Origin of the sequence: Glaesserella australis (genome assembly GCF_003260095.1) — a bacterium.
GTDB classification, from domain to species: Bacteria; Pseudomonadota; Gammaproteobacteria; order Enterobacterales; family Pasteurellaceae; genus Glaesserella; species Glaesserella australis.
This window is the reverse complement of the sequence record NZ_PTPX01000006.1, coordinates 61,865-86,274: the sequence shown is the minus strand read 5'-3', so window position 1 is coordinate 86,274 and position 24,410 is coordinate 61,865. Positions and strand designations below refer to the sequence as shown.

Annotated in this window: 29 protein-coding genes and 1 other RNA gene; 17 read left to right on the top strand and 13 right to left on the bottom strand. The window is 40.6% G+C overall.

The window, feature by feature from the left end:
- Nucleotides 1-61 precede the first annotated feature (61 nt).
- The 4 genes from C5N92_RS02940 to cysQ all read right to left on the bottom strand — a co-directional run bounded on the left by C5N92_RS02940 (nt 62) and on the right by cysQ (nt 4,253).
- Nucleotides 62-946, bottom strand: coding sequence for an ORF6N domain-containing protein (locus tag C5N92_RS02940; RefSeq protein WP_111749383.1), 885 nt, complete (start codon nt 944-946; stop codon nt 62-64).
- A 145-nt stretch (nt 947-1,091) separates the two neighbouring features.
- Complete coding sequence (pgl, locus tag C5N92_RS02935; RefSeq protein WP_111749382.1) at nt 1,092-1,790, bottom strand: 6-phosphogluconolactonase; 699 nt, start codon at nt 1,788-1,790, stop codon at nt 1,092-1,094.
- Between the two features lie 87 nt (nt 1,791-1,877).
- Entirely contained in the window at nt 1,878-3,362 is a 1,485-nt protein-coding gene (gene zwf, locus C5N92_RS02930) for a glucose-6-phosphate dehydrogenase (RefSeq protein WP_111749381.1), read from the bottom strand.
- A 69-nt stretch (nt 3,363-3,431) separates the two neighbouring features.
- Nucleotides 3,432-4,253: a 3'(2'),5'-bisphosphate nucleotidase CysQ gene (cysQ, locus tag C5N92_RS02925; protein ID WP_111749380.1), complete on the bottom strand. Its 822-nt coding sequence runs from the start codon at nt 4,251-4,253 to the stop codon at nt 3,432-3,434.
- A 254-nt stretch (nt 4,254-4,507) separates the two neighbouring features.
- On the opposite strand from cysQ, the gene C5N92_RS02920 reads away from it, so the two are divergent.
- The gene (locus tag C5N92_RS02920; RefSeq protein WP_111749379.1) at nt 4,508-4,804 is read left to right on the top strand and encodes a BrnT family toxin; all 297 of its coding nucleotides are present in this window, start codon (nt 4,508-4,510) and stop codon (nt 4,802-4,804) included.
- A complete protein-coding gene (locus C5N92_RS02915; RefSeq protein ID WP_111749378.1) occupies nt 4,776-5,090 on the top strand; it encodes a BrnA antitoxin family protein in 315 nt (104 codons plus the stop codon). The genes C5N92_RS02920 and C5N92_RS02915 overlap by 29 nt, the downstream gene beginning before the upstream one ends.
- Nucleotides 5,091-5,108: 18 nt before the next feature.
- Here the strand turns inward: C5N92_RS02915 and C5N92_RS02910 are convergent, their stop codons facing one another.
- From C5N92_RS02910 to C5N92_RS02900, 3 genes are read right to left on the bottom strand one after another with little or no spacing between them, the layout of a single operon-like run.
- Nucleotides 5,109-5,522 (bottom strand): hypothetical protein, encoded by a 414-nt coding sequence (locus C5N92_RS02910; RefSeq protein WP_111749377.1) that lies wholly within the window; start codon nt 5,520-5,522, stop codon nt 5,109-5,111.
- On the bottom strand, nt 5,509-6,057 hold the full coding sequence (gene nudE, locus C5N92_RS02905; protein ID WP_111749376.1) for an ADP compounds hydrolase NudE: 549 nt from the start codon (nt 6,055-6,057) through the stop codon (nt 5,509-5,511). Before nudE ends, C5N92_RS02910 begins: the two co-directional genes overlap by 14 nt.
- 48 nt (nt 6,058-6,105) lie before the next feature.
- Nucleotides 6,106-6,597, bottom strand: a complete 492-nt coding sequence (locus C5N92_RS02900; RefSeq protein ID WP_111749375.1) for a YqaA family protein — start codon at nt 6,595-6,597, stop codon at nt 6,106-6,108.
- 194 nt (nt 6,598-6,791) lie between these two features.
- On the opposite strand from C5N92_RS02900, the gene focA reads away from it, so the two are divergent.
- The 4 genes from focA to C5N92_RS02880 all read left to right on the top strand — a co-directional run bounded on the left by focA (nt 6,792) and on the right by C5N92_RS02880 (nt 11,490).
- Nucleotides 6,792-7,616, top strand: a complete 825-nt coding sequence (gene focA, locus C5N92_RS02895) for a formate transporter FocA (protein ID WP_111749374.1) — start codon at nt 6,792-6,794, stop codon at nt 7,614-7,616.
- A gap of 92 nt (nt 7,617-7,708) precedes the next feature.
- Nucleotides 7,709-10,033: a formate C-acetyltransferase gene (pflB, locus tag C5N92_RS02890; protein ID WP_111749373.1), complete on the top strand. Its 2,325-nt coding sequence runs from the start codon at nt 7,709-7,711 to the stop codon at nt 10,031-10,033.
- 133 nt (nt 10,034-10,166) lie between these two features.
- The gene (pflA, locus tag C5N92_RS02885; protein ID WP_111749372.1) at nt 10,167-10,907 is read left to right on the top strand and encodes a pyruvate formate lyase 1-activating protein; all 741 of its coding nucleotides are present in this window, start codon (nt 10,167-10,169) and stop codon (nt 10,905-10,907) included.
- Nucleotides 10,908-11,055: 148 nt separating this feature from the next.
- Complete coding sequence (locus tag C5N92_RS02880) at nt 11,056-11,490, top strand: LexA family protein (RefSeq protein ID WP_111749371.1); 435 nt, start codon at nt 11,056-11,058, stop codon at nt 11,488-11,490.
- Between the two features lie 8 nt (nt 11,491-11,498).
- On the opposite strand, the gene C5N92_RS02875 is transcribed toward C5N92_RS02880, so the two are convergent.
- Together C5N92_RS02875 and nfo are read right to left on the bottom strand one after the other, a co-directional pair.
- Nucleotides 11,499-12,038: an NlpC/P60 family protein gene (locus tag C5N92_RS02875; RefSeq protein ID WP_111749370.1), complete on the bottom strand. Its 540-nt coding sequence runs from the start codon at nt 12,036-12,038 to the stop codon at nt 11,499-11,501.
- 115 nt (nt 12,039-12,153) lie between these two features.
- Nucleotides 12,154-12,999, bottom strand: coding sequence for a deoxyribonuclease IV (gene nfo / locus C5N92_RS02870; protein WP_111749369.1), 846 nt, complete (start codon nt 12,997-12,999; stop codon nt 12,154-12,156).
- A 59-nt stretch (nt 13,000-13,058) separates the two neighbouring features.
- Between nfo and C5N92_RS02865 the strand changes: the two genes are divergently transcribed.
- Both C5N92_RS02865 and tyrS read left to right on the top strand, forming a co-directional pair.
- The gene (locus C5N92_RS02865) at nt 13,059-13,625 is read left to right on the top strand and encodes a TorD/DmsD family molecular chaperone (RefSeq protein WP_111749368.1); all 567 of its coding nucleotides are present in this window, start codon (nt 13,059-13,061) and stop codon (nt 13,623-13,625) included.
- A gap of 253 nt (nt 13,626-13,878) precedes the next feature.
- Nucleotides 13,879-15,069 (top strand): tyrosine--tRNA ligase, encoded by a 1,191-nt coding sequence (gene tyrS / locus C5N92_RS02860; protein ID WP_111749367.1) that lies wholly within the window; start codon nt 13,879-13,881, stop codon nt 15,067-15,069.
- 87 nt (nt 15,070-15,156) lie between these two features.
- Here tyrS and C5N92_RS02855 read toward each other — a convergent pair whose 3' ends face one another.
- Complete coding sequence (locus C5N92_RS02855) at nt 15,157-15,702, bottom strand: UPF0149 family protein (RefSeq protein ID WP_111749366.1); 546 nt, start codon at nt 15,700-15,702, stop codon at nt 15,157-15,159.
- A 73-nt stretch (nt 15,703-15,775) separates the two neighbouring features.
- Between C5N92_RS02855 and C5N92_RS02850 the strand changes: the two genes are divergently transcribed.
- The 9 genes from C5N92_RS02850 (at nt 15,776) to C5N92_RS02810 (ending at nt 20,786) form a co-directional block, all read left to right on the top strand.
- Nucleotides 15,776-16,102: a cell division protein ZapA gene (locus C5N92_RS02850; protein WP_111749365.1), complete on the top strand. Its 327-nt coding sequence runs from the start codon at nt 15,776-15,778 to the stop codon at nt 16,100-16,102.
- Nucleotides 16,103-16,169: 67 nt separating this feature from the next.
- Nucleotides 16,170-16,351, top strand: a non-coding RNA gene (ssrS, locus tag C5N92_RS02845) — 6S RNA.
- Nucleotides 16,352-16,939, top strand: coding sequence for a 5-formyltetrahydrofolate cyclo-ligase (locus C5N92_RS02840; RefSeq protein ID WP_111749438.1), 588 nt, complete (start codon nt 16,352-16,354; stop codon nt 16,937-16,939).
- Between the two features lie 247 nt (nt 16,940-17,186).
- Nucleotides 17,187-18,404, top strand: a complete 1,218-nt coding sequence (gene yedE, locus C5N92_RS02835; protein WP_111749364.1) for a selenium metabolism membrane protein YedE/FdhT — start codon at nt 17,187-17,189, stop codon at nt 18,402-18,404.
- 26 nt (nt 18,405-18,430) lie between these two features.
- Entirely contained in the window at nt 18,431-18,700 is a 270-nt protein-coding gene (gene yedF / locus C5N92_RS02830) for a sulfurtransferase-like selenium metabolism protein YedF (RefSeq protein ID WP_005696304.1), read from the top strand.
- 61 nt (nt 18,701-18,761) lie between these two features.
- The gene (locus C5N92_RS02825; RefSeq protein ID WP_111749363.1) at nt 18,762-19,205 is read left to right on the top strand and encodes a methyltransferase family protein; all 444 of its coding nucleotides are present in this window, start codon (nt 18,762-18,764) and stop codon (nt 19,203-19,205) included.
- 96 nt (nt 19,206-19,301) lie between these two features.
- Entirely contained in the window at nt 19,302-19,661 is a 360-nt protein-coding gene (gene hinT, locus C5N92_RS02820; RefSeq protein ID WP_111749362.1) for a purine nucleoside phosphoramidase, read from the top strand.
- A 1-nt stretch (nt 19,662) separates the two neighbouring features.
- Nucleotides 19,663-20,031, top strand: a complete 369-nt coding sequence (locus tag C5N92_RS02815; RefSeq protein WP_111749361.1) for a YcfL family putative periplasmic lipoprotein — start codon at nt 19,663-19,665, stop codon at nt 20,029-20,031.
- Nucleotides 20,028-20,786, top strand: coding sequence for a choline/ethanolamine kinase family protein (locus C5N92_RS02810; RefSeq protein WP_111749360.1), 759 nt, complete (start codon nt 20,028-20,030; stop codon nt 20,784-20,786). Before C5N92_RS02815 ends, C5N92_RS02810 begins: the two co-directional genes overlap by 4 nt.
- 3 nt (nt 20,787-20,789) lie before the next feature.
- Here the strand turns inward: C5N92_RS02810 and C5N92_RS11205 are convergent, their stop codons facing one another.
- From C5N92_RS11205 to C5N92_RS02800, 3 genes are all read right to left on the bottom strand, one after another.
- Nucleotides 20,790-20,930 (bottom strand): hypothetical protein, encoded by a 141-nt coding sequence (locus tag C5N92_RS11205; protein ID WP_165827744.1) that lies wholly within the window; start codon nt 20,928-20,930, stop codon nt 20,790-20,792.
- A gap of 16 nt (nt 20,931-20,946) precedes the next feature.
- Complete coding sequence (gene mltF / locus C5N92_RS02805; RefSeq protein ID WP_111749359.1) at nt 20,947-22,407, bottom strand: membrane-bound lytic murein transglycosylase MltF; 1,461 nt, start codon at nt 22,405-22,407, stop codon at nt 20,947-20,949.
- A 145-nt stretch (nt 22,408-22,552) separates the two neighbouring features.
- The gene (locus tag C5N92_RS02800; protein WP_111749358.1) at nt 22,553-24,400 is read right to left on the bottom strand and encodes an ABC transporter ATP-binding protein; all 1,848 of its coding nucleotides are present in this window, start codon (nt 24,398-24,400) and stop codon (nt 22,553-22,555) included.
- Nucleotides 24,401-24,410: the final 10 nt, after the last annotated feature.

The window sequence follows — 24,410 nt, the reverse complement described above, 5'->3', positions numbered from 1 at the left end:
ATTTTAAACCTTTTTAATTCCCATAATTATTTTAGAAGCTAACAATGATTTTATTCCAAATTCAATCATCAACATTTTCACTCTCTAACTGCTCTAAAATTCTACTTGTGGATAAATCCATTTTAGAAAAAGCAAACCATTTTTTGCCTAAATCTTTTAATGATGCACCGATATGGTAAAGCTCAGCGCGGTCTAAAATTAAAAATCGGTCGTGTGATTTACTAAATTGTTTTATTGCTATCGGTTCAAATTGGCTATTATAACGTGCCAAATCTAGCTCTAATTGTTTACTGATTGTTTTGGTATAAAGTGTAACTACTACACCTGATTGGCGCTTATTAAATAACGTCAGCACTGTATCATCAAGATAATTATCAATCAAAATAATCGATGATTTCGCCTTTCTCACCAACTCTGCCACAAAGGTATAAGCATTAAAGGTTTCACCTTCAAAAAAGATCCCCTGTGTTTGTGGTTTATTACTTTCTAAGGCTAAAAACACCTGTTCCAACTGCCCAGACATTTCAATCTGTTTACGTTCAACCGTTTCCAACCGTTGCATTACACCAACATTATTCAACAATGTATGCCGCATTTGCACAAAGGCTTGCATAATTTTAATGCTGACTTGAACAGCGACTTCACTTCGTAATACGGCTGAAAGCATTGCAATGCCTTGTTCGGTAAAGGCGTAGGGTAAAAATCGTCTATATGAACTCTGATTTGCGGTCACAAATTGTGACCGCAAATAATCCCACTCTTGTTCTGTTAATTGAAACCGAAATTCATCGGGAAAACGTTCTAAATTTCGTTTTACCGCTTGGTTGAAAACCTTTGTTTCCACTTGGTAAAGGCTTGCCAAATGGACATCTAGCATTACTTGTACATTTCGGATCGTAAAAATTTGTGGTTCAATTTCTGGAGCAATTTGTACTAAATGGTTCATCTTTTTTTCCTTTGTTTTTTTCTTAATTGTTATTTTGAGGTCACAATTTGTGACCTTAAAAAACCTAGAATGAACCATTTCTTCTCCAAACTCGACCACATTTTTCCAATTTTTCGACACAGATCGCAAATTTAGATTTTATAGCCTACAACAACTTCGCCGCTTCTTTATCCAAATACCACTCGGTAATTCCATTTTTCGCTTTGATTTTTGCTGCTGGGTAAGGCAAGTTTTCCGTTGCTGTCGTCTGAAGTTCTTTTAAAATCTCCGCTTTACTTGCCCCTGTGACTAAATAGGTAATCCGTTTTGCTTGCTCAATCAATTTTGCTGTTTTGGAAATACGGATTTGCCCTGTTTCTGGGTGTTTTGCAATCACGGCTAAATTTGGATCGTTGAAATCCGTTTGATGTGGGAAAAGTGAAGCGGTATGTCCGTCTGTTCCCATTCCTAAAATAATCCAATCAAACGCAAGGTTAGGCACACAAGCGGTCAGTTCTTGCGAAAATCTTGCAAGTTCTTGCTCGACAGGCCCTTCGCCACGAATACGGTGAATGTTCTCCGCTGGGATTTGGATATGATCGAACAGTAATTTTTGCACTTCGCCGTAGTTGCTTTCAGGATCTTGTGGTGGCACCATTCGATCATCGCCCCACCAAAAATGTAAATGTTGCCACTGAATTTGGCTTTTATATGGCTCTTGAGCAAGGGTTTTAAACAGCAATTTTGGTGTGCTTCCGCCTGAAAGCGAAATATGCACAGGGTGGTTAAGTTGGCTATATAACACAAATTCTTGTGCGATTTTTTCAACAGCATGTTGGGCTGTTGGGAAAGTGATAGTGTTCATAAATTCCTTGTAGGGACACACTGTGTGTGTCCGTTAATTATCAATATTATTTAGCATTTAGTGGACACACGCAGTGTGTCCCTACTGTTACACTTTCTTTTTCATCAACCCACTTGGTTTACGCCATACTTTGCCGTGTTTTGCGATAAGTTTGTCGGCTTCTGACGGACCCCAAGTGCCAGCTTCGTATTCATATACTCGCCCACGTTCTGCCTTGTAATCTAAAATAGGTTGAACAAATTTCCAACAAGCGTGAACGGCATCGGTACGGGCGAAAAGCGTTGCATCACCTTTCATTGCATCAAGCAACAGACGTTCGTAAGCGGTCAAAAGGCTTGGTGACGCAAGGTCGGCGTAGCGGAAATCCATTGACACTTCTTTCGCTTCAAAGCCTGCACCTGGTTTTTTCAAGCCGAAACGCATTGAAATACCTTCGTCAGGCTGAATGCGGATAATCAATTTATTATCAGGGGCATTTTGGCTAAAGACAGGGTGTGGCGTGGTTTTAAAGTGAATAACCACTTCGGTAACTCGAGCCGGCAAGCGTTTGCCAGTCCGCACATAAAACGGCACACCCGCCCAACGCCAATTGTCGATTTGGCAACGCACCGCCATATAGGTTTCGGTGTTCGAGTCTTCAGGCACGCCGTTTTCTTGCAGATAACCTTTCACCACTTCGCCATTGATTGTGCTGGCGGTATATTGCCCAAGCACAAGGTTATTTTTCAGATCGTCAGATGAAAGTGGGTGCAGACAGTGCAACACTTTTGCCACTTCATCACGCATTGAGTCGGCATTGATAATCGCAGGTGGTTCCATTGCCACCATTGCCAACACTTGCAATAAGTGATTTTGGAACATATCACGCATTGCCCCCGAGCCGTCATAGTAGCCACCACGTTCTTCTACACCAATGGTTTCTGCTCCTGTGATTTCCACATAGTCAATAAAATTGCGGTTCCAAAGGGGTTCAAATAAGCCATTTGAAAAACGTAACACGAGTAAATTTTGCACTGTCTCTTTGCCTAAATAGTGGTCGATACGGTAGATCTGATGTTCTTCAAAGTATTTATGGATTTGAATATCAAGAGCTTTGGCGGTCTCAATATCATAGCCAAACGGTTTTTCGACAATAATACGTTTCCAGCCAAACTCTTCGGTAGTCAAGCCGTGAGCCGCAAGGCATTCAGGGATAACGCCATACAAACTCGGCGGCGTAGAGAGATAATAAAGCGTATTGCCGCCCGTGCCATATTTATCGTGCAGTTCGTCTAAACGGGGGAGCAATTTGGCATAATCAACCGCATCGGACGTGTTAATCGCTTGATAATAAAGGTGTTCGCAAAATTTTTCTAAGGTCTCACCGCTTGCATTTTCGAGCTTAACTAAGGTGTCGTACATTTTTTGACGGAAAGACATATCGTCTAACGCTGAACGTGCCACACCGAGTACGGAAAAATTATCGGACAATCTGCCGATTTTATAGAGATGATAAAGAGCGGGGATTAATTTTCGGTAAGTCAAATCGCCTGACGCACCAAAAATCACAATACAGTTACTATCTGCTTTCATTTGCAATCCTAAAATGTAAAAAAATTGTTATATTTCAAAAAACAAACGGAAATATAACAATAAATAAAATTAATTAAAAGCGAAAATCTGTTGCCAATCACGCTGTTTGTTCGCCACCATTATAAAATAAGGGTTCACAAAGGTTTCACGCTGATTGTAGCTTAAGGGTTGAAAGTGAAGATCAAACACCTGACCGCCCGTTTCTGCCAATAAAATCTCAGCCACCGCCGTATCCCATTCCCCCGTATCGCCCAAACGAACATAACAATCGGCTTTGCCTTCTGCCACAAGCCCTGCTTTCAAACTACTTGAGCCAAACTGCAGAAAATCGACCTGATAAGGCGGACGTACCGCTTCACGAATTTTATTGCTGTCGGTCGTGCCAATGGTGACTAACAAGCGGTCGGATTGAGCCTGTTCTTTGCAAGTTGTACCCATTATTCCTAAAGGACGTACTTCACCTTTTTCTCGCACAAAAGCACCGCTTGCGTGCATTGCATAGTAGGTTTTTTCCAACATCGGCGAATGAATAACCCCCAACACAGGGCGATTATGTTGCACCAAGCCGATCACCACAGAGAATTGATCAGTGCGATCAATAAATTGTTGCGTCCCGTCAAGAGGATCCACAATCCAATACTCCTGCCACTGGGAACGTTCAGAAAGTGGAATTTTACAGCTCTCTTCCGACAAGATCGGTACATTTGGGGTCAATTTCTGTAATTGTTCGATCACAAATTGACTAATAAAAAGATCCGCTTCAGTCACGGGCGTTTTATCGGCTTTAATTTGAATTGCCACAGACTGTTGATAAAAGCGTTTAAGATGTTCGCCGGCTTGGTCGGCGATATTCAGGATATTGTCTAATAATGGTTGAGTAAGTGCTTGCATATAAAACTCCCTAACGGTGTCTGAATAATACCTTACTCTGTGCGGAATGCCAAAGGTAATTATTACAGTCAGAAAGAATGTTTTGGAGTATTTTTATTTTTTCGATCTAGATCGAAAAAAGAGATCTTGCGGCTTTATGCCCTAAAACAAACTTGATACGTTACTAGTAAACAGAATTTAAAAAGATTAATAAAAAGACGTTTTATATTGACTGATATGTGCATACAACATAAGATAATCACATAAGGACTTTTATGAAATTTTCTTGGGACGAGCAGAAAGCAAAAACTAATCTGCTCAAACACAAAGTAAGCTTTGATGATGCGATTTTGGTTTTTTATGATGAATTTATGTGGCATAAACAAGATCGTATAGAACAAGGCGAAATGCGTTGGCAAGCAATTGGTATGGCGGCTAATCAAGTGATATTACTTGTTGCACATACTTGGAATGATATTGATGGTATTGAGCATATTCGTATTATTTCTGCCCGCCCTGCCACTAAAAAAGAGAGACAACAGTATGAGCAAAATCGTTACACGCACTATTGATTTAAAGCAAGCCCCTAATTTAGATCGTACAACTAAAGCTCGTTTAAACCAGTTATCACGATTAGACGATACGCAAATTGATACATCAGATATTGCGGAACTTAATGATGATTTTTGGAAAGGAGCTGCAAGAAATCCTTTCTATAAACCAGTCAAAGAACGTATTACGGTAAGAATTGATATAGACACGTTGCATTGGCTAAAAAGTAGAGCCAATGCAACGGGACAAGGTTATCAAACATTGTTAAATTCGATTTTACGTAACGCAATGTTGCAAACCGAATAACATTTGTTCTTATCTATTTCATTCAGACACTATTTTCTTCGGCAGACACAACCGCAATACCAACAATGTATACATCACATTAGCCAATGCAAAGGTCAAGGCGAATAGGATTGTGGCAAGGGATTGTTCCCACAGGGGAATGGGTTCTTGTAGGCTTGTGTAGTCATCAAAAGCAAGCATCAGTGAAAAGGAAAGCAAGCTGTAAATAAACATAATCACGCCTGAAAAAAAGGCGATTTGAATAATGTTGCGTTGATGATACTGCTGTTTGTAGCTGATTAGTGCAAACAAAAAAGTTGGCAAAGTAAACAGTAGAAAGACGACCAGCATGCCCCCTTGACTGAATTTGCTCAGCAACGGCAGTAACGCAGAGCCGATGGCTTGGCTGAGTAAAGGGAAAATCCATAGAATGTGCGGACTAGTTTTGTGCATTGAGATACTCTCTTAATAAAAATAAAGCGGATAGGTTGCGTGCTTCGGCAAAATGGTTATCGGCTAATAATTCATCAATTTTATCTAGCGGATAATAGACGATTTCAAGGGGTTCAGGTTCATCGCCTTCAAGCTGTGAAGGATAGAGATCTTGTGCCACAAAGACGTGCATTAAGCCGTACATATGGCTAGGACCACTGTATAAAGAACGCAGTGGCTCAATTTTTTTCGCTCCAAAGCCAATCTCTTCTTGTAGCTCTCGGTTGGCACTTTCCATTGGATCTTCGCCCAAATCGACAATACCTTTTGGAAAGGTGAGTTCATAGCGTTCAGGACCGACAGCGTATTCTTTTACAAAGATCAGCTGATCATTGTGGATCGGCACAACCATTACTGATGAGCGACGCTGTGGTGTTAAACGCTCGTAAGTTCGTTCTTCGCCATTGGAAAAACGTAAATCAACGGATTGCACTTCAAAAATACGGGTTTTGGCAATCACTGAAATGGATTTAATTTCAGGGAGTTGTTTAGACATAATGAACTCAAATAGGGTAAATTTTTCGCCATTTTAGACTGTTACAGCTTACGCAACAACTAAATAAACACTCCAAAGTAATAAGCCATAGCGAATAGCTTTGCCAATCACAATAAGTAGCAAACTGTGCCATAAGTTAAAGCGTAGCCAACCTGCAATTCCACAAAAGAGATCGCCTACGACGGGTAACCAACTAAATAAAAGTACCCAGACACCGTATTTTTCACTGAATTTAAACGCAAGTTGAACACTTTTGCCTTGTTTTTCATGAAGTTTAGGTGGTGGAAAAAACTGTGCAAGAAAATAGGTAGTGAGACTGCCTAAGCTATTTCCTACCGTCGCAGTAAATAAGAGACCGCATAGCGTATAAGAGAATAATGTTGGTTTTACGAGTAAAGCTTGGCTAGTAAAGGTACTAAAAATAATTTCAGAGTTTCCAGGAAGTAGTGTTGAGCTTAAAAAGCTACTCGCTAGCATAATTAAGAATTGGTTTTCTTCATTGAAGAAAAAACCAAGTAAAGCAGTCAAATAATCAGTCATTTTGTATTAGTTTTGTTGGTTTATTGTTCAAACTCACTTTTTAAAAATTGTACTTTTTTTGAAAGATTGATATGGATCAAGAAATAATTCTACTTTATTTATTTTAAACGTAAAAATTATTTAATCATTATCTGAACAGGTCTATAATTCTCAACAAATTTTATAAATTTTCAAATTTTCATTTAAGGATAGTGATGTTTTCTCCAGCAGAGATGGCTAAGATCGCCGAAGATGGTGCGGTTTATAAAGCAACAAAAAATCAATTTTACTCTTTCATTTCCGCAATTACTGCAGGGGCTTATATTTCGATTGCCTTTGTGTTCTATGCAACAACGCAAGTAGGGGCGGCCGAGTTACCTTGGGGTGTCGCCAAACTGATCGGCGGTGTTGTATTCTCTCTTGGCATTATTATGTGTGTTGTATTTGGTGCCGAACTCTTTACTTCTACAACAATGACCATTGTCGCCAAAGCGAGCAAGCGAATTAGCTGGACTCAGATGTTTAAAAACTGGTTGGTGGTTTATGGCGGTAATTTCATCGGGGCAACTTTTATTGTGTTGCTAGTATGGTTTAGCGGTGAAATTATGGCGGCAAATGGGCAATGGGGCTTGACTATTTTGAAAACGGCCCAACATAAGATTCATCATACTTGGATTGAAGCCTTTAGTCTTGGGATTTTCTGTAACCTGATGGTGTGTATTGCGGTTTGGATGGCTTATGCAGGTAAAAGTCTGACCGACAAGGCATTTATTATGATCCTACCGATTGCAATGTTCGTCGCATCAGGCTTTGAACACTGTGTGGCGAATATGTTTATGATCCCAATGGGCGTATTAATTCACGGTTCGGCAAGTCCGGAATTTTGGACGACAATCGGTGTCGAACCAAGTAAATTCGCCGATTTAACAATGGCAAATTTTGTGGTGAAAAATTTAATCCCAGCGACGCTAGGTAATATCGTTGGCGGTGCATTTTTCATTGGTATGGTGCAGTGGTTTTTGCACTTGAAGAAGCATTAATTCAATAATTGCAAGCGGTCACTTTTCGCAGATTTTTTGCAAAATCGCACCGCTTGCGTTCGATTTATGACATTAACTAACGAGGACTTAAAATGACTCAACTAACCGAAGCTCAAAAGAAAGCGTGGGAAGGTTTTGCGCCGGGTGACTGGCAAACCGATGTAAACGTGCGTGACTTTATCCAAAAAAACTATACGCCGTATGAAGGGGACGAATCTTTCCTAGCTGATGCAACCGAAGCAACCACAACGCTTTGGGCAGATGTAATGGAAAAAATCAAAGTGGAAAACAAAACCCACGAACCGTATGACATCGACTGCGATGTACCATCAACCATCACATCACACGCACCGGGCTATATCAACAAAGATTTAGAAAAAATCGTTGGTCTTCAAACCGATGCACCATTAAAACGTGCAATTATGCCATTTGGTGGTATCAATATGGTAAAAGGCTCTTGCCAAGTTTACCGTCGTGAATTAAACCCAATGGTTGAAAAAATCTTCACCGAATACCGCAAAACTCACAACCAAGGTGTATTCGATGTTTATACCCCAGACATCTTACGTTGCCGTAAATCAGGCGTAATCACAGGTTTACCAGATGCTTATGGTCGTGGTCGTATCATCGGTGACTATCGCCGTATGGCACTTTACGGTGCAGACTTCTTAATGAAAGACAAAGTGAAGCAGTTCAACTCTTTACAAGCGAAATTAGAAGCGGGCGAAGATATTCAAGCGACAATCCAATTACGCGAAGAAATTGCTGAACAGCACCGTGCTTTAGGCAAAATGAAAGAAATGGCGGCATCTTACGGCTTTGATATTTCAAACCCAGCAACTAACGCACAAGAAGCGGTACAATGGGTTTACTTCGCTTATCTTGCGGCGGTGAAATCACAAAACGGTGCGGCGATGTCTTTCGGTCGTGTTTCGACTTTCTTAGACGTTTACATTGAGCGTGACTTAAAACTTGGTCGTATCACTGAACAAGAAGCACAAGAATTAATGGATCACTTAGTGATGAAACTCCGTATGGTGCGTTTCTTACGTACCCCAGAGTACGATCAATTATTCTCTGGCGACCCAATGTGGGCAACAGAAACCTTTGCAGGTATGGGCTTAGACGGTCGTACATTAGTGACCAAAAACAGCTTCCGTCTATTACATACCCTGTACACAATGGGTCCATCACCAGAGCCAAACTTAACGATCCTTTGGTCTGAAAGCTTACCAGACGGCTTCAAACGTTATGCAGCGAAAGTGTCTATCGAAACTTCATCTGTTCAGTATGAAAACGATGACTTAATGCGTCCAGACTTCCAAAACGATGACTATGCGATTGCGTGCTGTGTAAGCCCGATGATCGTCGGCAAAATGATGCAATTCTTCGGTGCACGTGCGAACTTAGCGAAAACCTTGTTATACGCAATCAACGGCGGTATTGATGAGAAATCAGGCGATCAAGTTGGTCCGAAAACCGATCCAATTATGAGCGAATACTTAGATTACGATGATGTAATGGCTCGCTTAGACAGCTTTATGGATTGGTTAGCGAAACAATACGTTACTGCGTTGAACATCATTCACTTTATGCACGACAAATATGCGTATGAAGCTGCATTAATGGCGTTGCACGACCGTGATGTATTCAGAACAATGGCGTGTGGTATCGCAGGTCTTTCTGTTGCAGCAGACTCACTTTCAGCAATCAAATATGCGAAAGTTAAACCAATTCGTACCGACATTGAAATCAAAAACAAAGCGGGTGAAGTGGTTGGCGTGTCTAAAAATGTGGCAACTGACTTTGAAATTGAAGGCGAATATCCACAATTCGGTAACAACGATAACCGTGTAGATGACATTGCTGTTGATTTAGTTGAACGCTTTATGAAGAAAATTCAGAAGCTCAAAACTTACCGCAATGCGACCCCAACACAGTCTGTCTTAACCATTACATCAAACGTGGTTTACGGTAAAAAAACCGGTAACACCCCAGACGGTCGCCGTTCAGGTGCACCATTCGGACCAGGTGCAAACCCAATGCACGGACGTGACCAAAAAGGTGCGGTAGCATCATTAACATCGGTTGCTAAATTACCATTTGCTTATGCGAAAGACGGTATTTCCTATACCTTCTCTATCGTACCAAATGCGTTAGGTAAAGACTTAGAGTCGCAAAAACGTAACCTTGCAGGCTTAATGGACGGCTACTTCCACCACGAATCAACCATCGAAGGTGGTCAGCACTTAAACGTAAACGTAATGAACCGTGAAATGTTATTAGATGCAATGGAAAACCCAGAGAAGTATCCACAATTAACCATCCGTGTTTCAGGCTACGCAGTACGTTTCAACTCTTTAACCAAAGAGCAACAAATGGACGTAATTACTCGTACTTTCACACAGTCGATGTAATTTAGGCTAAAAGATCAAGCGGTCAGATTTTGCAAAATTTTTGCAGAAACTGACCGCTTGTTGTATCTTAGTTACAAGTGTGATTAGCAGAAATGAAGATTTGTCCTAATCATATTTAGATAAAGGAAAAAGAATGACAGTTTTAGCACGTTATCACTCTTATGAGTCTTGTGGCACAGTGGACGGTCCGGGAATCCGCTTTATTCTCTTTTTACAAGGCTGTTTAATGCGTTGTAAGTATTGCCACAACCGAGATACTTGGGATCTGGAAGGGGGCAAAGAGATCTCCGTTGAAGATCTAATGAAAGAAGTGGTGACCTATAAGCATTTTATGCGAGCAACGGGCGGCGGTGTTACCGCATCAGGCGGCGAAGCAGTGTTACAAATGGAGTTTGTGCGAGACTGGTTCAGAGCTTGTAAAGCAGAAGGGATCGACACCTGTTTAGATACCAACGGCTTTGTGCGAAATTACTCGGAAATGGTCGATGAAATGTTAGATGTAACCGATTTGGTTATGCTTGATCTGAAACAGCTGAATGAGGAGATCCACAAAGACTTTATCGGCGTTTCCAATAAGCGTACCTTAGATTTCGCACGCTATTTACACAAACGCAACCAACGCACTTGGATTCGCTATGTGGTCGTGCCAGGCTATACTGATGCCGATGAAGATATTCACTTACTTGGGCAATTTATTCAAGGTATGAATAACATTGAAAAAGTGGAATTATTGCCTTATCACCGATTAGGCGCGCATAAATGGAAAACCTTAGGGCTAGAGTATGAACTTGAAGATGTGATGCCGCCGACAAAAGAGTCGTTGGAGCATATCAAAGGGATTATTGAGAGTTACGGGCATACGGTGAAGTATTAACGATGAAATAAAGCCTCTAAGAAGATTTTCTTAGAGGCTTTTTTAACACTGTAAATATTTACAAAAAAATGGTTAAATTTTAGTTGACTCTGTATTTTTAACCAGTAAAATGCACTCTGTATAAACAAACAGTTTATTGGAGAATTTTATGGCACACCTTAGACAATTAACCCGCGAATTATCTTATCAACCAATGCCTTTGTATCGTGATTCAAATATTAACCGAGCAATCAAGTTAGATTTGAATTCATTATGTATTCGTAAGCCTAAGGAAACATTTTTTATTCATGTTAAAAACCCCAATTTAATTTCTTGGGGAATTGAATTAGACGATTTATTGATTGTTGAAAATGGCAGTGAATTTGAAGTTAATGATTTGCTTGTGGTTGAAAAACAAGGGGAATATAAGTTTTACCAATTTTTTAGTGAAATCGGAAATGAAAAAATTCTTTTTTCACTAGATGTGAGCGAACCCAATTTACGTATTCAACATTGGGAAGAAGTAAATGTTGCAGGTGTAATTACGAATGTGGTTCATCAAATGAAAAGCCGCACATCTCATCAAAGAAAATATGCGGCTTAGTGAAAAAGTTAAAGGACTCTACGTGATTGCGTATAAGTTCTCGCCCAGTAGCTTTCAGATAGTGAGCTTGTGGTGACGCCACGACTAGAGCTCGCGTGTACAAATTTACCATTACCAATATAAACACCGACATGGTTATTTTTACGGAAAAAGACTAGGTCACCAGGGCGTAATTGAGATTTAGAGATTGATTTACCAGAATATTTTTGTTCCGCTGTTGAACGTGGAAGATGCAAATTAAATGCAGAACTCATTACTGTTTTAACGAATGCAGAGCAATCAATACCCGCTTTAGTTGTGCCACCTAAACGGTAACGCGTGCCTGCCCAATGACGATATACACTTAATACTTTGTTATTTGCATCAGATGTTGTTTGATTTGATTTACCAAGTTCTAGATCGGTTGCAGGTCTTGCTTTGATTAATTGAGTAGGCGTTGCAGCTTTTGTACTTAAGCTTGCATAAGCCATTGATGAGAAACTCATACTTGCTACAATAAGTGTAGAAAGTAAAAAAGATTTCGTTAAATTGAAAAATGATTTTTGCATAATAATTTGTCTCGCCAGAACTAAAAAAGCGAATTACCTCGTAAAACAAAGATAAAGTGAAAAATAAAAAGGCTCTTTTGCGCAGAGCCTTTACGTAAATTAGGACCAAGTATAACTATTTTTGTTCCAAAGATCGTAGAAATTTTATCTCATCTGCCCAAATTTCAGGTTCAATTGTTTCTAAAATAAGCGGAATGTTGTCAAAATGAACACTGTTCATGATAAATTTAAAGACATCAGTACCAATAGTTCCTTCTCTTAATGTGTGATGTCTGTCTACTCGGCTACCAAGCGGTGTCTTTGAGCCATTAATATGCATACCTTTCAAAAATTCAAAGCCGACGATATTTTTAAATTCTGCGAAGGTTTTTTCGCAGGCTTTAATCGAACTTATATCGTACCCTGCTGAAAAAAGATGGCAGGTATCTAAACAAACACCGACACGGTTTTTATTTTCAACTTGTGAAATGATTTCTGCCAAATGTTCAAAACGCCAACCAAGATTAGAACCTTGCCCTGCAGTATTTTCAATGACAGCAATCACATTAGGCACAGCTTGATGAGCCAGATTTATGGATTCAGCAATACGAGCAAGACATTCCGTTTCAGTAATTTTGTTTAGGTGGCTACCCGGATGAAAATTTAATAATTTTAATCCCAGTTGATCACAACGCTGCATTTCATCAATAAAGGCTTCACGAGACTTCGCTAAATTTTCGGCATCGGGATTTCCTAAATTAATCAAATAGCTGTCATGGGGAAGAATATGATCCGCCGAAAACTGATGTACCTTACAAAAGCGTTTAAACTTTTCAATCGTATCCGCTTTTAATGGAGGCGCTTTCCATTGACGTTGGTTTTTCGTAAATAATGCAAAGGCATTTGCACCAATTTCAACAGAACGTAAAACGGCATTTTCTACCCCACCTGAAGCACTGACATGAGCGCCAATATATTTCATTTTCTCTTCCCCTTAGAGTTGGTGTAACATACGCTTTTCTTTTTTATCGCGTTCAACTTATGAATAATACAACAATTAATGATTTTTCTCTGTTATGTCGCCTATTTGGCAATCTTTTTTACCGTGAGCCGACGGATCCTATTCTCGCTGGGACATTCGCTTGGTTAAAACAAGATGGATTGCGACAACACTGGGCGTTATCTACTGATAGCCAAAGCGAATTAGCGCTAGCAACTGTTGCTCAAGGTGCTAACCCTACGGAACAAGCGGTCAGTTATCAAGCTCTTTTTGCAAATAATGGCGCTATTGCTACAACAATTTCTGCCTATGGATTATCTGTTGATGAGTTTATCGCTTTTCGTCAACAACGTGGAATGCCTGAACTCGAAAAGCCTGATCATGTTGCATTATTATTGTTAACGGCATCTTGGATTGAAGATAATTTGGATTCTTTGGCTGCCCAACAAACCTTTTTTGAACACTTCTTACTGCCTTGCCTAAGTAAGTTTTTGGGCAAAGTAGAAGCTTTTGATACAGGATTTTATAAAGCTTTAGCGCAATTAACTCGTGATGCCTTATCTGCAATGGCAGATGAGTTAGAAGAGAGTAATGATGAAGAAGATTAATTGTGCTATTTTGTAGATTTTGAACTATGAAATGCACTTGGTTATTAATAACAATTCTTATTTGTAAATTTTTGTAAATAAGATTGTTTATGTTGATGAGAATTATTATCATCTAATCACTTCAAAAATAATAGGTAATCACTCCAACTCTTACGCCGTATTCCCCCACAAAATACGGCGTTTTTTTTCGCCTTTTTTCCTTGTTCTCCGCTATAATAGCCAATATTTTTCGCAATAAGTAAAAGGAATAATAATGACACAATCTATTGAAACCATTCTCGCTGAACTTAAACGTGGCGTAGAAGATGTTTATTCAGAAGCAGATTTAATTGAGAAACTAAAAGAAAATCGTCCACTACGTGTAAAACTTGGCGCAGATCCGACCGCTCCCGATATTCATTTAGGGCATACTGTTGTGTTGAATAAACTGCGTCAGTTCCAAAATTTTGGTCATGAAGTGATTTTCTTAATTGGCGACTTTACCGCAACCGTGGGCGATCCATCAGGTAAAAATGCGACACGTCCGCCACTTTCTCGTGAAGATGTGTTACGCAATGCGGAAACTTATAAAGAGCAGATCTACAAAATTCTCGATCCACAAAAAACCCGTATCGTGTTCAACTCAGATTGGTTGGGCGAATTAGGTACAGTAGGTATGATCCGCTTGGCTTCAAACTACACTGTAGCTCGTATGCTTGAGCGTGATGATTTCAAAAAACGTTTTGCGAATAACCAATCTATCGCAATTCACGAATTTATCTACCCGTTATTGCAAGGTCACGACTCTGTTGCGCTAGAAGCAGATATTGAGCTTGGCGGTACAGACCAAACCTTTAACTTGTTGATCGGCCGTGAATTACAAAAAGCGGCAGGTCAAAAACCACAAGTGGCAATGACGTTACCACTTTTAGTCGGTTTAGACGGCGAGAAAAAAATGTCGAAATCACTCGGCAATTACATCGGCGTAACTGAAGCTCCAAATGAAATGTTCGGCAAAATTATGTCGATTTCCGATGAATTGATGTGGGATTGGTATAATTTACTCTCATTCCGACCGCTTGCGGAAATTGCTCAATTAAAAGCGGATGTTGAAGCAGGGAGAAACCCTCGTGATGTGAAAATTCTGCTTGCGAAAGAGATTATCGCACGCTTCCATTCAGAAGCTGATGCCGATGCCGCAGAGCAAGAGTTTATCAACCGCTTCCAAAAAGGTGCAATGCCTGATGAAATGCCTGAATTTACCTTTGAAGGCGATATCGGTTTAGCAACCTTGTTAAAAGAAGCAGGTTTAGTGCCTTCTACCTCTGAAGCAATCCGTTCTGCACAACAAGGCGGTGTGAAAATTGATGGCGAAAAAGTCGATGATGTGAAACAAAATGCACAAAAAGGTACATTCGTTTATCAAGTGGGCAAGCGAAAGTTTGCACGAGTGACAGTAAAGTAACGTATAATAGTTGATGAATTTATCAGCATCTTAAAGTTGAACTTTAAGATGCTGATTCTTTCTATCATCTAGAAAGCAACAAATTTATTAGTGTACTTTGGGCTTTTCTTCCATTTTAGGCTTAGAAAAATGACTATGTAAAAAGAGTGTTACTAAACGTAAATACTCGACGATTTCTTCGCCTGCACTGAGCAATTCTTCACTTTTATCGTCCTCGCTGTAGCCCAATTTAGCGATTTCATCTAAATCGTCAATGGCTTCGCCTACTTCGTCCGTTTCTTGCTGTAGTTTAGGTTGAGCAAGTCCTAAACCAAGTAGAAAATGTCCTGTCCATTCCGCAATGCCGTCAGCCATCGCAAAGCCATTATCTTCATCTAACCAAAGTGAAAAAAGCGTATCTGTTTCATCAAAACTTTCGCTAAGTTGTTGATAAAATTCAGTGAGTTTAGTTAATGGCGCTTGAGAAAAAGCGTGTCCATCATTGGTAAATTGGTAAGTGAGCGTTTTCCAAGATTCATCTTGAATACCACCTGCGATTAGCCCACTTAAAAAACCGTGAAATTCTGCGGGGGTGTAATCAATTTGTAATTCAGTAATGAGTTGTTTAAAGTCATTTGATTTTGAAATTGCCATAGTGATTCTTTATGATTTAGTTAAAGAATGGCATAATAGCAAAAATTTCTATCTCCGTGAGGATTTCTCAACAATGTCAAAAAATAATATTGAATTATCGCTATTTGGGCAGGTTTTACGTTTATATTGTCCGCCTGAACAGCAAGAAGCGCTATTAGCGTCGGCAGAGCGATTAGAAGAACGAGTGGCAATTCTGAAAGAGCAATCAGGTATCATTCAATTAGAGAAAGTATTATCGATTGTGGCATTAAATCTTAATTATGAGTTAGAACAAGAACAACGTAAGAATGCAGAAAATAAAAATATTTTAAAGTCTTGTGTTGAGCAGCTAGATAATTCTTTAGCGAAATTCCAAACAAGTGGGATGGATTCTGTTTCAGTTGGTCAAGAAAATAACTAATAAGATAATTTCTTTGATTTTATTGATCTGAACACTAGGAAAAATCAGTAAATTCCGTTACTATTCTTTTTGCCTGAGGTGTGCGTTATGAGTTACGTCCCTGAGCCGATATTTAAAACACTTTGAGTTGGACTCTTATATCGTTGGTGAGCAGGCTCGCTTGACGAGAAGCCTAAAAACGGTAATGTTCGACTCCCTTGAACCGTCTGGTTCAAGGACCATCACTTGTAACGGCACTTCGGGTCTTTTATGATAAAACTTTCCATAAACGAACAACTCAATCAACAACGCCAGAAACTTCGCAAACAGATGCGAGCCAAACGTCTTGCGTTATCTTCAGAACAGCAAACTCTTGCCGCACAAAGCATTATTCCAAAATCTCTTGAATTGATCGAACAACATTCTGCCCAACATATCGCTTTTTATCTGCCTTTTAACGGCGAAATCTCACCGCTTGCGTTGATAAATGAATTGACGAAACAAGGCAAAGATCTTTATCTACCGGTACTTCACCCTTTTTCAGCTAATCAACTGCTGTTTCTCAAATATCAAGGGCAAGAGCAACTTGAGATGAACCGCTTTGGCATTTTACAACCTAAACTTGATGTAAGAAATGTATTGCCACTCAGTGAGTTAGAGATAATTTTTGTACCACTTGTCGCCTGTGATAAGCAATGCAACCGCTTAGGTATGGGCGGCGGATTTTATGACCGCACCCTTGCTCAAGCCAAACATTTGATTAGTGTTGGTTTGGCTCACCATTGCCAACAGGTAGAGCAACTGCCGATAGAAAGTTGGGACGAGCCGTTGGATTATATTGTGCTTGGGGAATCTTAGAATTTAAATACGACAGCAAGCGGTCAAATAGAGAGGAAAATTTGTAAATCTAAAGACAATTTCTCTTTTATATTTCTCTTTGTTGAATTTTTGTTATAATTCCACCGCTTTTAAGCATTCATTAATATATCGCAAGTTTTGTGTATAGGAAATGAACAAATTAAACGGTCAAACCACCTTTCTATTTTTCATCGTTATACCTTTCTTGCAAATCTACTCACTTTTCTCTTAAGGATTTAAGGAACTTATGTTAGAGATTTGGCAACAATTCAAACAAAATTATCTGATTAAGTATTGGAATCCCGTTGCAGCAGTTATCGCGGCTGGGCTTCTTTCTGCTTATTATTTCGGCATTACTGGCACTTATTGGGCGGTAACGGGCGAATTTACACGTTGGGGCGGTCACGCTTTACAGGCGTTGGGCATTGATGTGAGCGAATGGAGCTACTATAAAATCATCGGAATGAACGGTACAGTTTTTACCCGTATTGATGGCGTGATGATTTTAGGAATGTTCGCTGGTTGCATCTCTGCAGCACTTTGGGCGAATAACGTAAAATGGCGTAATCAACCCCATAAACGCCGTATTGTGCAAGCAGTCATTGGTGGCATTTTAGCAAGTTTTGGTGCTCGTCTGGCAATGGGCTGTAATTTGGCTTCATTGTTTACGGGGATTCCACAATTTTCGGTTCACGCGTGGTTCTTTACTATTGCTACTGCGGTGGGAACTTATGTTGGTGTGAAAGTCACGCTACTGCCAATGTTCCGTGTCAAACTGGAGCTGAAAAAAGGTGCGGCAAAACTGCAAGAAACCGATCCAAAACAAGCAACACGCCGTTTCCGTTTAGGTATGGTTATTTTCCTTGCTTATCTTGCCGCTTCACTTTATGTGATGCAACATTCTGTCAAATTCGGTTTTGCGATGTTATGCGGTTTAGCATTCGGGCTTTTAATTGAACGAGCTCAAATTTGTTTTACCTCTGCATTCCGTGATTTATGGGTAACAGGGCGTGCTTATATGGCAAAAGCGATTATCTTCGGGATTATCGTAGGCACTATCGGTGTGTTCTCTTATATTCAACTGGGTGTTTCGCCTAAAATTATGTGGGCAGGTCCAAATGCTATTATCGGCGGATTGCTGTTCGGTTTTGGTATCGTATTAGCTGGAGGCTGTGAAACAGGTTGGATGTATCGCTCAATGGAAGGGCAAGTTCACTTTATGTGGGTGGGCGTGGGCAATGTGATTGGCTCAACGTTACTTGCGTATATGTGGGACGATCTTGCACCTGTTCTCGCCCTTGATTATGAAAAACTTAACTTACTCAAAGAATTTGGTGCAGTAGGTGGCTTACTTGTTAATTATGCATTACTGATTCTTTGCTTAATTGCAGTGGTATGGTGGGAAAAACGTTTCCTTTCTAAAGCGAAAGCCAAAGTTGCCGCCTCATCTTGTGGTATTAACTAATTTTTAACTGACAAAAGGAACTTATTATGGCATTTACTGTTGTACAAAAATTGGATAAAGATCCAAAAGACATTACCCCAGACTACACGCTCGACACCTTAGGCGAGCCTTGCCCTTACCCAGCGATTGTGATGTTGGAAACAATGCCACAATTACAAAAAGGCGAGATTTTAGAATTACTGAGCGACTGTGCACAATCTATCAATAATATCCCTGTGGATACCAAAAACCACGGTTATACTCTATTAAGCGTGGAACAGGACGGCACAAAATTACGTTATTTAATTCAGCGTTAAATGTTTTTCCCACTCTTTATTGCTAGGAGTGGGAAAATTTTATTTAAAATAAGTTTTATCTATGGATCTCAAACTCCCTCCGCCCCTTGTGGCATTTATCTGTGCGGTAATCATTTACTTCTTACCGAATTACGCCGAACCAAACTGGGTTTATCGCTGTTTGGCGGTGATTTGTTTTGCATTTGGGATTGCAGTTGATCTCTGTGCGTTATGGGCGTTTTGGCAAAATAAGACGACAATCACCCCGCTTGATCCGCATAAAACGTCATCATTGGCAACGAATGGCATTTATCGTTTTAGCCGTAATCCAATGTATTTAGGGCTGGCAAGTCTGCTGACTGCGTGGGCGTTTTGGTGGGGAAATGCCTTTGCTTTGTTGGTGGTGTGGGGATTTGTGGGCTATATCAATCGCTTTCAAATTGAGCCTGAAGAACGAATTTTGAGTGAAAAATTTGGCGAGCGTTATCGTCAATATCAGCAACAAGTTCCCCGTTGGCTATGGTAAACAGGGAGCAAGCGGTCAAATTCGCAGAAAATTTTGCAAATTAGCCAAAAAAATTAGACAATCTCACCGCTTACAACCATTAAATAAGGAAACATTATGCTTACCAACTACGAAGAAACCATTTTCAGCAAAATTATCCGCAAAGAGATCCCTGCGGCGATTGTGTATCAAGATGATTTAGTGACCGCTTTCCGTGATATTGCTCCGCAAGCGAAAACCCATATTTTGATTATTCCAAACAAATTTATCCCAACGGTAAACCACGTTACCGCAGAAGATGAGCAGACACTCGGTCGTCTGTTTACAGTGGCGGCGAAAATTGCCAAAGAAGAAGGCATTGCCGAAGATGGCTACCGTTTGATTATGAACTGCAACAAACACGGCGGACAAGAAGTGTTCCACATTCATATGCACCTTGTCGGCGGTGAACCGCTTGGCAAAATGTTGGCGAAATAAGATGAAAAAAACTTTTTCGATTATTGCATTTTTTAGCCTGCTTCTGACCGCTTGTGCGTCAAATCCGCCGAGCTATTTACCGTCAGGTAACACGCCGATTGTGAATGTGGAAGAAAATGTCGCTAAAATGGTTGATGTGGTGGCTAAATCAACGGAATTGACGCTCACCAATCAAAGCGAGCAACCACTTTCACTTAGCTATAAGCTATTTTGGTACGACAAAACAGGTGTGACCCAAACGCTAAACGGCGAAGAACATTCTGCTTGGCAAAGCTTATTACTTGAGCCAAAACAGCGTCAAGCAGTAGCACTAGACAAGCCAACAGTGGAAAGCGAAAACTACCGCTTTTATCTTCGTTTTTCTCGATGAAAGCGTTGCAATGGATTGAGCAACATCGGCAACAAGCGGTCGTTTCTGTTTCAAAATTGGCAGGATTGACCGCTTGTAGCCAGTTGGTCTGTTTGGCAAACGGCGAACGCTATGTGTTACGCACCCAAACGGAACGAGCCAGCAATTACGGCATCAATTATCAGCAAGAAGTCGCTTTTTTACGGGCGATTTCGCCTTTGGGCTTTTCGCCAAAGGTGATTTATGCGGACAGCCATTCGGCGTTGTTAAGTTGGATCGATGGGCAAACGCCTACGTTTTTTGATGAAAAATGTTTAACTTCTTTGGCAGAACGACTAGCACAACTTCATCTATTTCCACTACAAGCGGCTGATTTTGCACAAAAATTTACAACACTCAATCTTGCCGAACGTTGCCAATTTCTATGGCAAAAACTGCCAAAAGAAAAACAGCAAATGTTGAATTTCGCTCCACCCTTTAAGCCAATCACTCCATTCAAACAGACGATCTGTCACCACGATATTCATCTCGCTAATCTTGTGCAACAAGGCGATGCCCTTTTTCTGATCGATTGGGAATATGCGACAATTTCCGATCCTGCGTTAGAATTAGCAATGCTCTGCCACAACAACCATTTTTCTGCGAAGCAAAAAGCGATTTTCTTTAGGCACTATTTTGCAAAAACAGGCTGGGATTTTACCGCTTGTATCGAAAAAATGGCGGGATATCAGCCTGAAATAGAGAAGTTAAATGGGTTGTGGTTTGCAATGACTTAAGAATTAACATTGTTGTTCTAAAATCACAAACCCAATTCGGCGACGCTCTGCAATTCGACGTTTTAATTGATAAATATGTAAAATTCGGCGAGATTTATTGCTATTTAAACGTCTAACTCGTTGTTTTAATTTGTGTTTTCTCATGATTTTAATTCCTTATTTATTCTGATTTTTCCGATTTGTTTTGTGTCTCACTAACTTCTAAATCTGTATTTGCGTTTTCTTGCTGTTGGCGGATTTGGGCTTCTTGCTCTTTTACCCGCTGATGATTAATGATGCTATTGTAATAGCGTCGGATATTTTCAACATATTGAAACGCTTCGTAGCCACGTGCATAACCATACTTGAGTTGGTTGTAATAGCGTTTTTCTGCAAGGAGTGGCAAGTTCTTTTTCACATCAAGCCAACTATCAGGATCTCCACCAAGTTGCTTCGTTAGGCGACGCACATCGATCAGATGTCCCATGCCCATGTTATAGGCAGCGAGACTGAACCAAATGCGATCTTCTGTGGCAATACTTTGCGGTAGCTGATTCATTAAAAGATGTAAGTACTCTGAACCTGCTTTAATACTTTGCTCTGCATTGATACGATTTGTCACATTCATTCTTTCAGCGGTATCTTTTGTTAGCATCATCATGCCACGTACACCTGTTGGTGATGTTGCGCTAGGATCCCAATGCGACTCTTGGTAAGCAATCGCCGCCAACATTTGCCAATCTAGCGTTCCCCGATATTTTTCAAATAAATGCTGATATTTCGGTAAGACGGTTTCAATCGCTTTTAAATAGCTTTGACTATCGACATAATCGAAACGGCTTAAATAGTTGAAATATTTCTCTTCAATACGTGCGATAAGCCCTGTTTCATTGGCATTATCCATAAAGCTTAAAACAGCAGCTTGTAATTCACTGTAAGCGCTATTTTGTAAATACCAAACGACAGGTTCTTCATCGGTCAAATCAAAACCGACGGCTACATCGGGTTTGATATGTTGAGCTGCAGAAACATCAATTGAAACCGCAATGGTATAGGGAATTTTGCCGTCAGCAACTTGCAATAACAGTTCTTCTTGAGTGAAACCATCGGTTACTTTCCAAGTTAGTTTTGGGTATTGCTCTTGTAATGCCGTTAAAATAGGAATAACAGCAGAACCCGCAGGAATCACAATATCGCCCTTGAGTTCATCAATGGTATAAGGGCGTTGTGTACCTTTTTTGTAAACAACTTGCCAAGAAGCAGAGTAGTAACTCGGACCTAGTTGAAATTTATCCACATTCTCTACTTGGTAAAGTAACCCAGCGGCGGCAATATCAATGTCATTCTGTTTTAATCCTGCAAAGAGTTGCTCACTATTATTATAGGCTTTGACTTCAAGATTTACGCCTAAATAATCAGAAAATGCTTTTGCTAAATCATATTCAATCCCAGCAGTGCCTTCAGAGCCAATAAAATAAGAGATGGGATGATTAATCATTCCAACTTTGAGTGTCTTTCGTTGCTGTATTTGTGAATATCGATTCTCTTCTGCTAGCATTGCTTGTTGCCAAGGAAAAACCATATCCCAAGCCCATAATAAGAGTGCAATGCCTACGACAAGTCGAATAGCTAGGCCTTTCAAATTTTTATCTCTACAATATAAATAACAAAGTCGAAGTGTAGCAAACTTCGACTCAGATCAAAATGGATTTCTAAAAACAGCAAGCGGTCATTTATGCTACATTTTTTGCAAATTTTATATCGAACTGACCGCTTGTTGTTGATGCTTATAATTCAACTTCTTCCTGCAAGAACCCACCGCTTTGATGTGCCCATAATTTCGCATAAACACCATTCAGGGCAAGCAACTCTTCGTGGCTACCTTGTTCGACAATTTCGCCTTTGTCTAACACAATTAAGCGATCCATTGCCATAATGGTGGATAAGCGGTGAGCGATAGCCACAACGGTTTTTCCTTCCATTAATTCGGTCAAGTTTTCTTGAATAGCGACTTCTACTTCCGAATCCAACGCACTGGTTGCTTCATCGAGCAACAAAATCGGGGCATCTTTGAGCATTACACGGGCTATTGCAATCCGTTGGCGTTGTCCGCCCGATAGTTTCACCCCACGCTCACCAACGTGAGCATCGTAGCCTGTTCTGCCTTTGGCATCGCTTAATAGCGGAATAAAATCTGCTGCCGAAGCACGTTCTACCGCCTTGAGCATTTCTTCTTCCGTTGCCGTTGGGCGACCGTAGAGCAAATTGTCTCGCACAGAGCGATGTAACAGCGATGTATCCTGTGTCACCAATCCAATTTGAGATCGCAAGCTCTCTTGCGTCACATCACAAATGTTCTGCCCGTCAATTTCAACGGAACCCTTTTGCACATCGTAAAAACGTAACAAGAGATTTGTTAGGGTCGATTTTCCTGCCCCACTGCGTCCAACCAAGCCCACTTTTTCGCCTGCTTTGATATGTAAATCAAAGCCTTTGAGCAACGGTTTTTTCTCGGTATAGGCAAAATCGACCTTGTTGAAACGAATTTCCCCTTGCGTGACGGCAAGCGGTTTGGCATCGCTTTTATCTACAATGGTTTTCGGTTTAGATAGGGTTTCCATACCATCTTGCACTGTCCCCAAATTCTCAAACAAGCGGGCAAATTCCCACATAATCCACTGCGACAGCCCTTTAATGCGTAACGCCAACGCCGTAGAAGTGGCTATCGCACCCGCAGTAACATCGCCGAGCGACCAAAGCCATAAGCCAATGCCTGCGGTAATAGTAATCAGGGCAATGCTGTTAAAGTAAGTTAAGGTCTCAATCGTGGTTACCAAACGCATCTGTTTATGCACCGTAACCATAAATTCTTCCATCGACTCTTTAGCATAACGAGACTCTCGATTGCCGTGTGAGAACAGTTTTACAGTGGCAATGTTGGAATAAGCGTCAGTAATTCGCCCTGTCATCAAACTGCGAGCGTCCGACTGCTCTTGTGCTGCTTGAGCCAGCTTCGGCACATACAGCCGAATAATCGCCGCCAAGCTCACCACCCAAATAATGAATGGCACAAACAGCCAACCGTCAAGTTGGATTAAAATCACGCTAGTGGTGGTCAAATAGACAATCACATAGACCAACATATCCGCACAAGTCATCAGCACGTCTCGCACCGCTAAGGCTGTCTGCATAACCTTTGCCGACACTCGCCCAGCAAATTCGTCCTGATAAAAACTCATACTTTGCCCGAGCATCAAGCGGTGGAAATTCCATCGCAATCGCATCGGAAAAACTCCTTGCAATGATTGAAACCGCACCGCACAGCCAAGATAGACAAACACCACGCTCATCAAAGCAACAATCAGCATTAAGATCAGCGATGTGCCTTTCTCTTGCCACAGCTGTTGAGCCGAATAGGTATTCACCCAGTCCACCAACTCGCCCATATATTGAAACAGAATACCCTCAATAATCCCGATGAACGCCACAAATACAATCAACGCCACAAAATAGCTTCGCATTCCTTTAGTCGTTTCAAAAATAAAAGGAATGACTTTCGCTCTCGGCGTATTCGGGACCTCTTCGGGATAGGGATTGATACGGTTTTCAAACCAAGTAAAGAGTTTATTTAACACGGATTTCCTT

What these genes read in the sequence shown, in the direction of transcription:
- nfo (WP_111749369.1), bottom strand. Translation starts at nt 12,999, where the DNA reads ATGAAATATATTGGCGCTCATGTCAGTGCTTCAGGTGGGGTAGAAAAT.
- C5N92_RS02855 (WP_111749366.1), bottom strand. Translation starts at nt 15,702, where the DNA reads ATGGCAATTTCAAAATCAAATGACTTTAAACAACTCATTACTGAATTA.
- yedE (WP_111749364.1), top strand. Translation starts at nt 17,187, where the DNA reads ATGTTAGAGATTTGGCAACAATTCAAACAAAATTATCTGATTAAGTAT.
- zwf (WP_111749381.1), bottom strand. Translation starts at nt 3,362, where the DNA reads ATGAAAGCAGATAGTAACTGTATTGTGATTTTTGGTGCGTCAGGCGAT.
- nudE (WP_111749376.1), bottom strand. Translation starts at nt 6,057, where the DNA reads ATGTCTAAACAACTCCCTGAAATTAAATCCATTTCAGTGATTGCCAAA.
- C5N92_RS02850 (WP_111749365.1), top strand. Translation starts at nt 15,776, where the DNA reads ATGTCAAAAAATAATATTGAATTATCGCTATTTGGGCAGGTTTTACGT.
- pflB (WP_111749373.1), top strand. Translation starts at nt 7,709, where the DNA reads ATGACTCAACTAACCGAAGCTCAAAAGAAAGCGTGGGAAGGTTTTGCG.
- C5N92_RS02875 (WP_111749370.1), bottom strand. Translation starts at nt 12,038, where the DNA reads ATGCAAAAATCATTTTTCAATTTAACGAAATCTTTTTTACTTTCTACA.
- C5N92_RS02810 (WP_111749360.1), top strand. Translation starts at nt 20,028, where the DNA reads ATGAAAGCGTTGCAATGGATTGAGCAACATCGGCAACAAGCGGTCGTT.
- pflA (WP_111749372.1), top strand. Translation starts at nt 10,167, where the DNA reads ATGACAGTTTTAGCACGTTATCACTCTTATGAGTCTTGTGGCACAGTG.
- C5N92_RS02940 (WP_111749383.1), bottom strand. Translation starts at nt 946, where the DNA reads ATGAACCATTTAGTACAAATTGCTCCAGAAATTGAACCACAAATTTTT.
- C5N92_RS02865 (WP_111749368.1), top strand. Translation starts at nt 13,059, where the DNA reads ATGAATAATACAACAATTAATGATTTTTCTCTGTTATGTCGCCTATTT.
- C5N92_RS02910 (WP_111749377.1), bottom strand. Translation starts at nt 5,522, where the DNA reads ATGCACAAAACTAGTCCGCACATTCTATGGATTTTCCCTTTACTCAGC.
- C5N92_RS02840 (WP_111749438.1), top strand. Translation starts at nt 16,352, where the DNA reads ATGATAAAACTTTCCATAAACGAACAACTCAATCAACAACGCCAGAAA.
- C5N92_RS02920 (WP_111749379.1), top strand. Translation starts at nt 4,508, where the DNA reads ATGAAATTTTCTTGGGACGAGCAGAAAGCAAAAACTAATCTGCTCAAA.
- yedF (WP_005696304.1), top strand. Translation starts at nt 18,431, where the DNA reads ATGGCATTTACTGTTGTACAAAAATTGGATAAAGATCCAAAAGACATT.
- focA (WP_111749374.1), top strand. Translation starts at nt 6,792, where the DNA reads ATGTTTTCTCCAGCAGAGATGGCTAAGATCGCCGAAGATGGTGCGGTT.
- tyrS (WP_111749367.1), top strand. Translation starts at nt 13,879, where the DNA reads ATGACACAATCTATTGAAACCATTCTCGCTGAACTTAAACGTGGCGTA.
- C5N92_RS11205 (WP_165827744.1), bottom strand. Translation starts at nt 20,930, where the DNA reads ATGAGAAAACACAAATTAAAACAACGAGTTAGACGTTTAAATAGCAAT.
- pgl (WP_111749382.1), bottom strand. Translation starts at nt 1,790, where the DNA reads ATGAACACTATCACTTTCCCAACAGCCCAACATGCTGTTGAAAAAATC.
- C5N92_RS02825 (WP_111749363.1), top strand. Translation starts at nt 18,762, where the DNA reads ATGGATCTCAAACTCCCTCCGCCCCTTGTGGCATTTATCTGTGCGGTA.
- hinT (WP_111749362.1), top strand. Translation starts at nt 19,302, where the DNA reads ATGCTTACCAACTACGAAGAAACCATTTTCAGCAAAATTATCCGCAAA.
- cysQ (WP_111749380.1), bottom strand. Translation starts at nt 4,253, where the DNA reads ATGCAAGCACTTACTCAACCATTATTAGACAATATCCTGAATATCGCC.
- C5N92_RS02915 (WP_111749378.1), top strand. Translation starts at nt 4,776, where the DNA reads ATGAGCAAAATCGTTACACGCACTATTGATTTAAAGCAAGCCCCTAAT.
- C5N92_RS02815 (WP_111749361.1), top strand. Translation starts at nt 19,663, where the DNA reads ATGAAAAAAACTTTTTCGATTATTGCATTTTTTAGCCTGCTTCTGACC.
- C5N92_RS02880 (WP_111749371.1), top strand. Translation starts at nt 11,056, where the DNA reads ATGGCACACCTTAGACAATTAACCCGCGAATTATCTTATCAACCAATG.
- C5N92_RS02900 (WP_111749375.1), bottom strand. Translation starts at nt 6,597, where the DNA reads ATGACTGATTATTTGACTGCTTTACTTGGTTTTTTCTTCAATGAAGAA.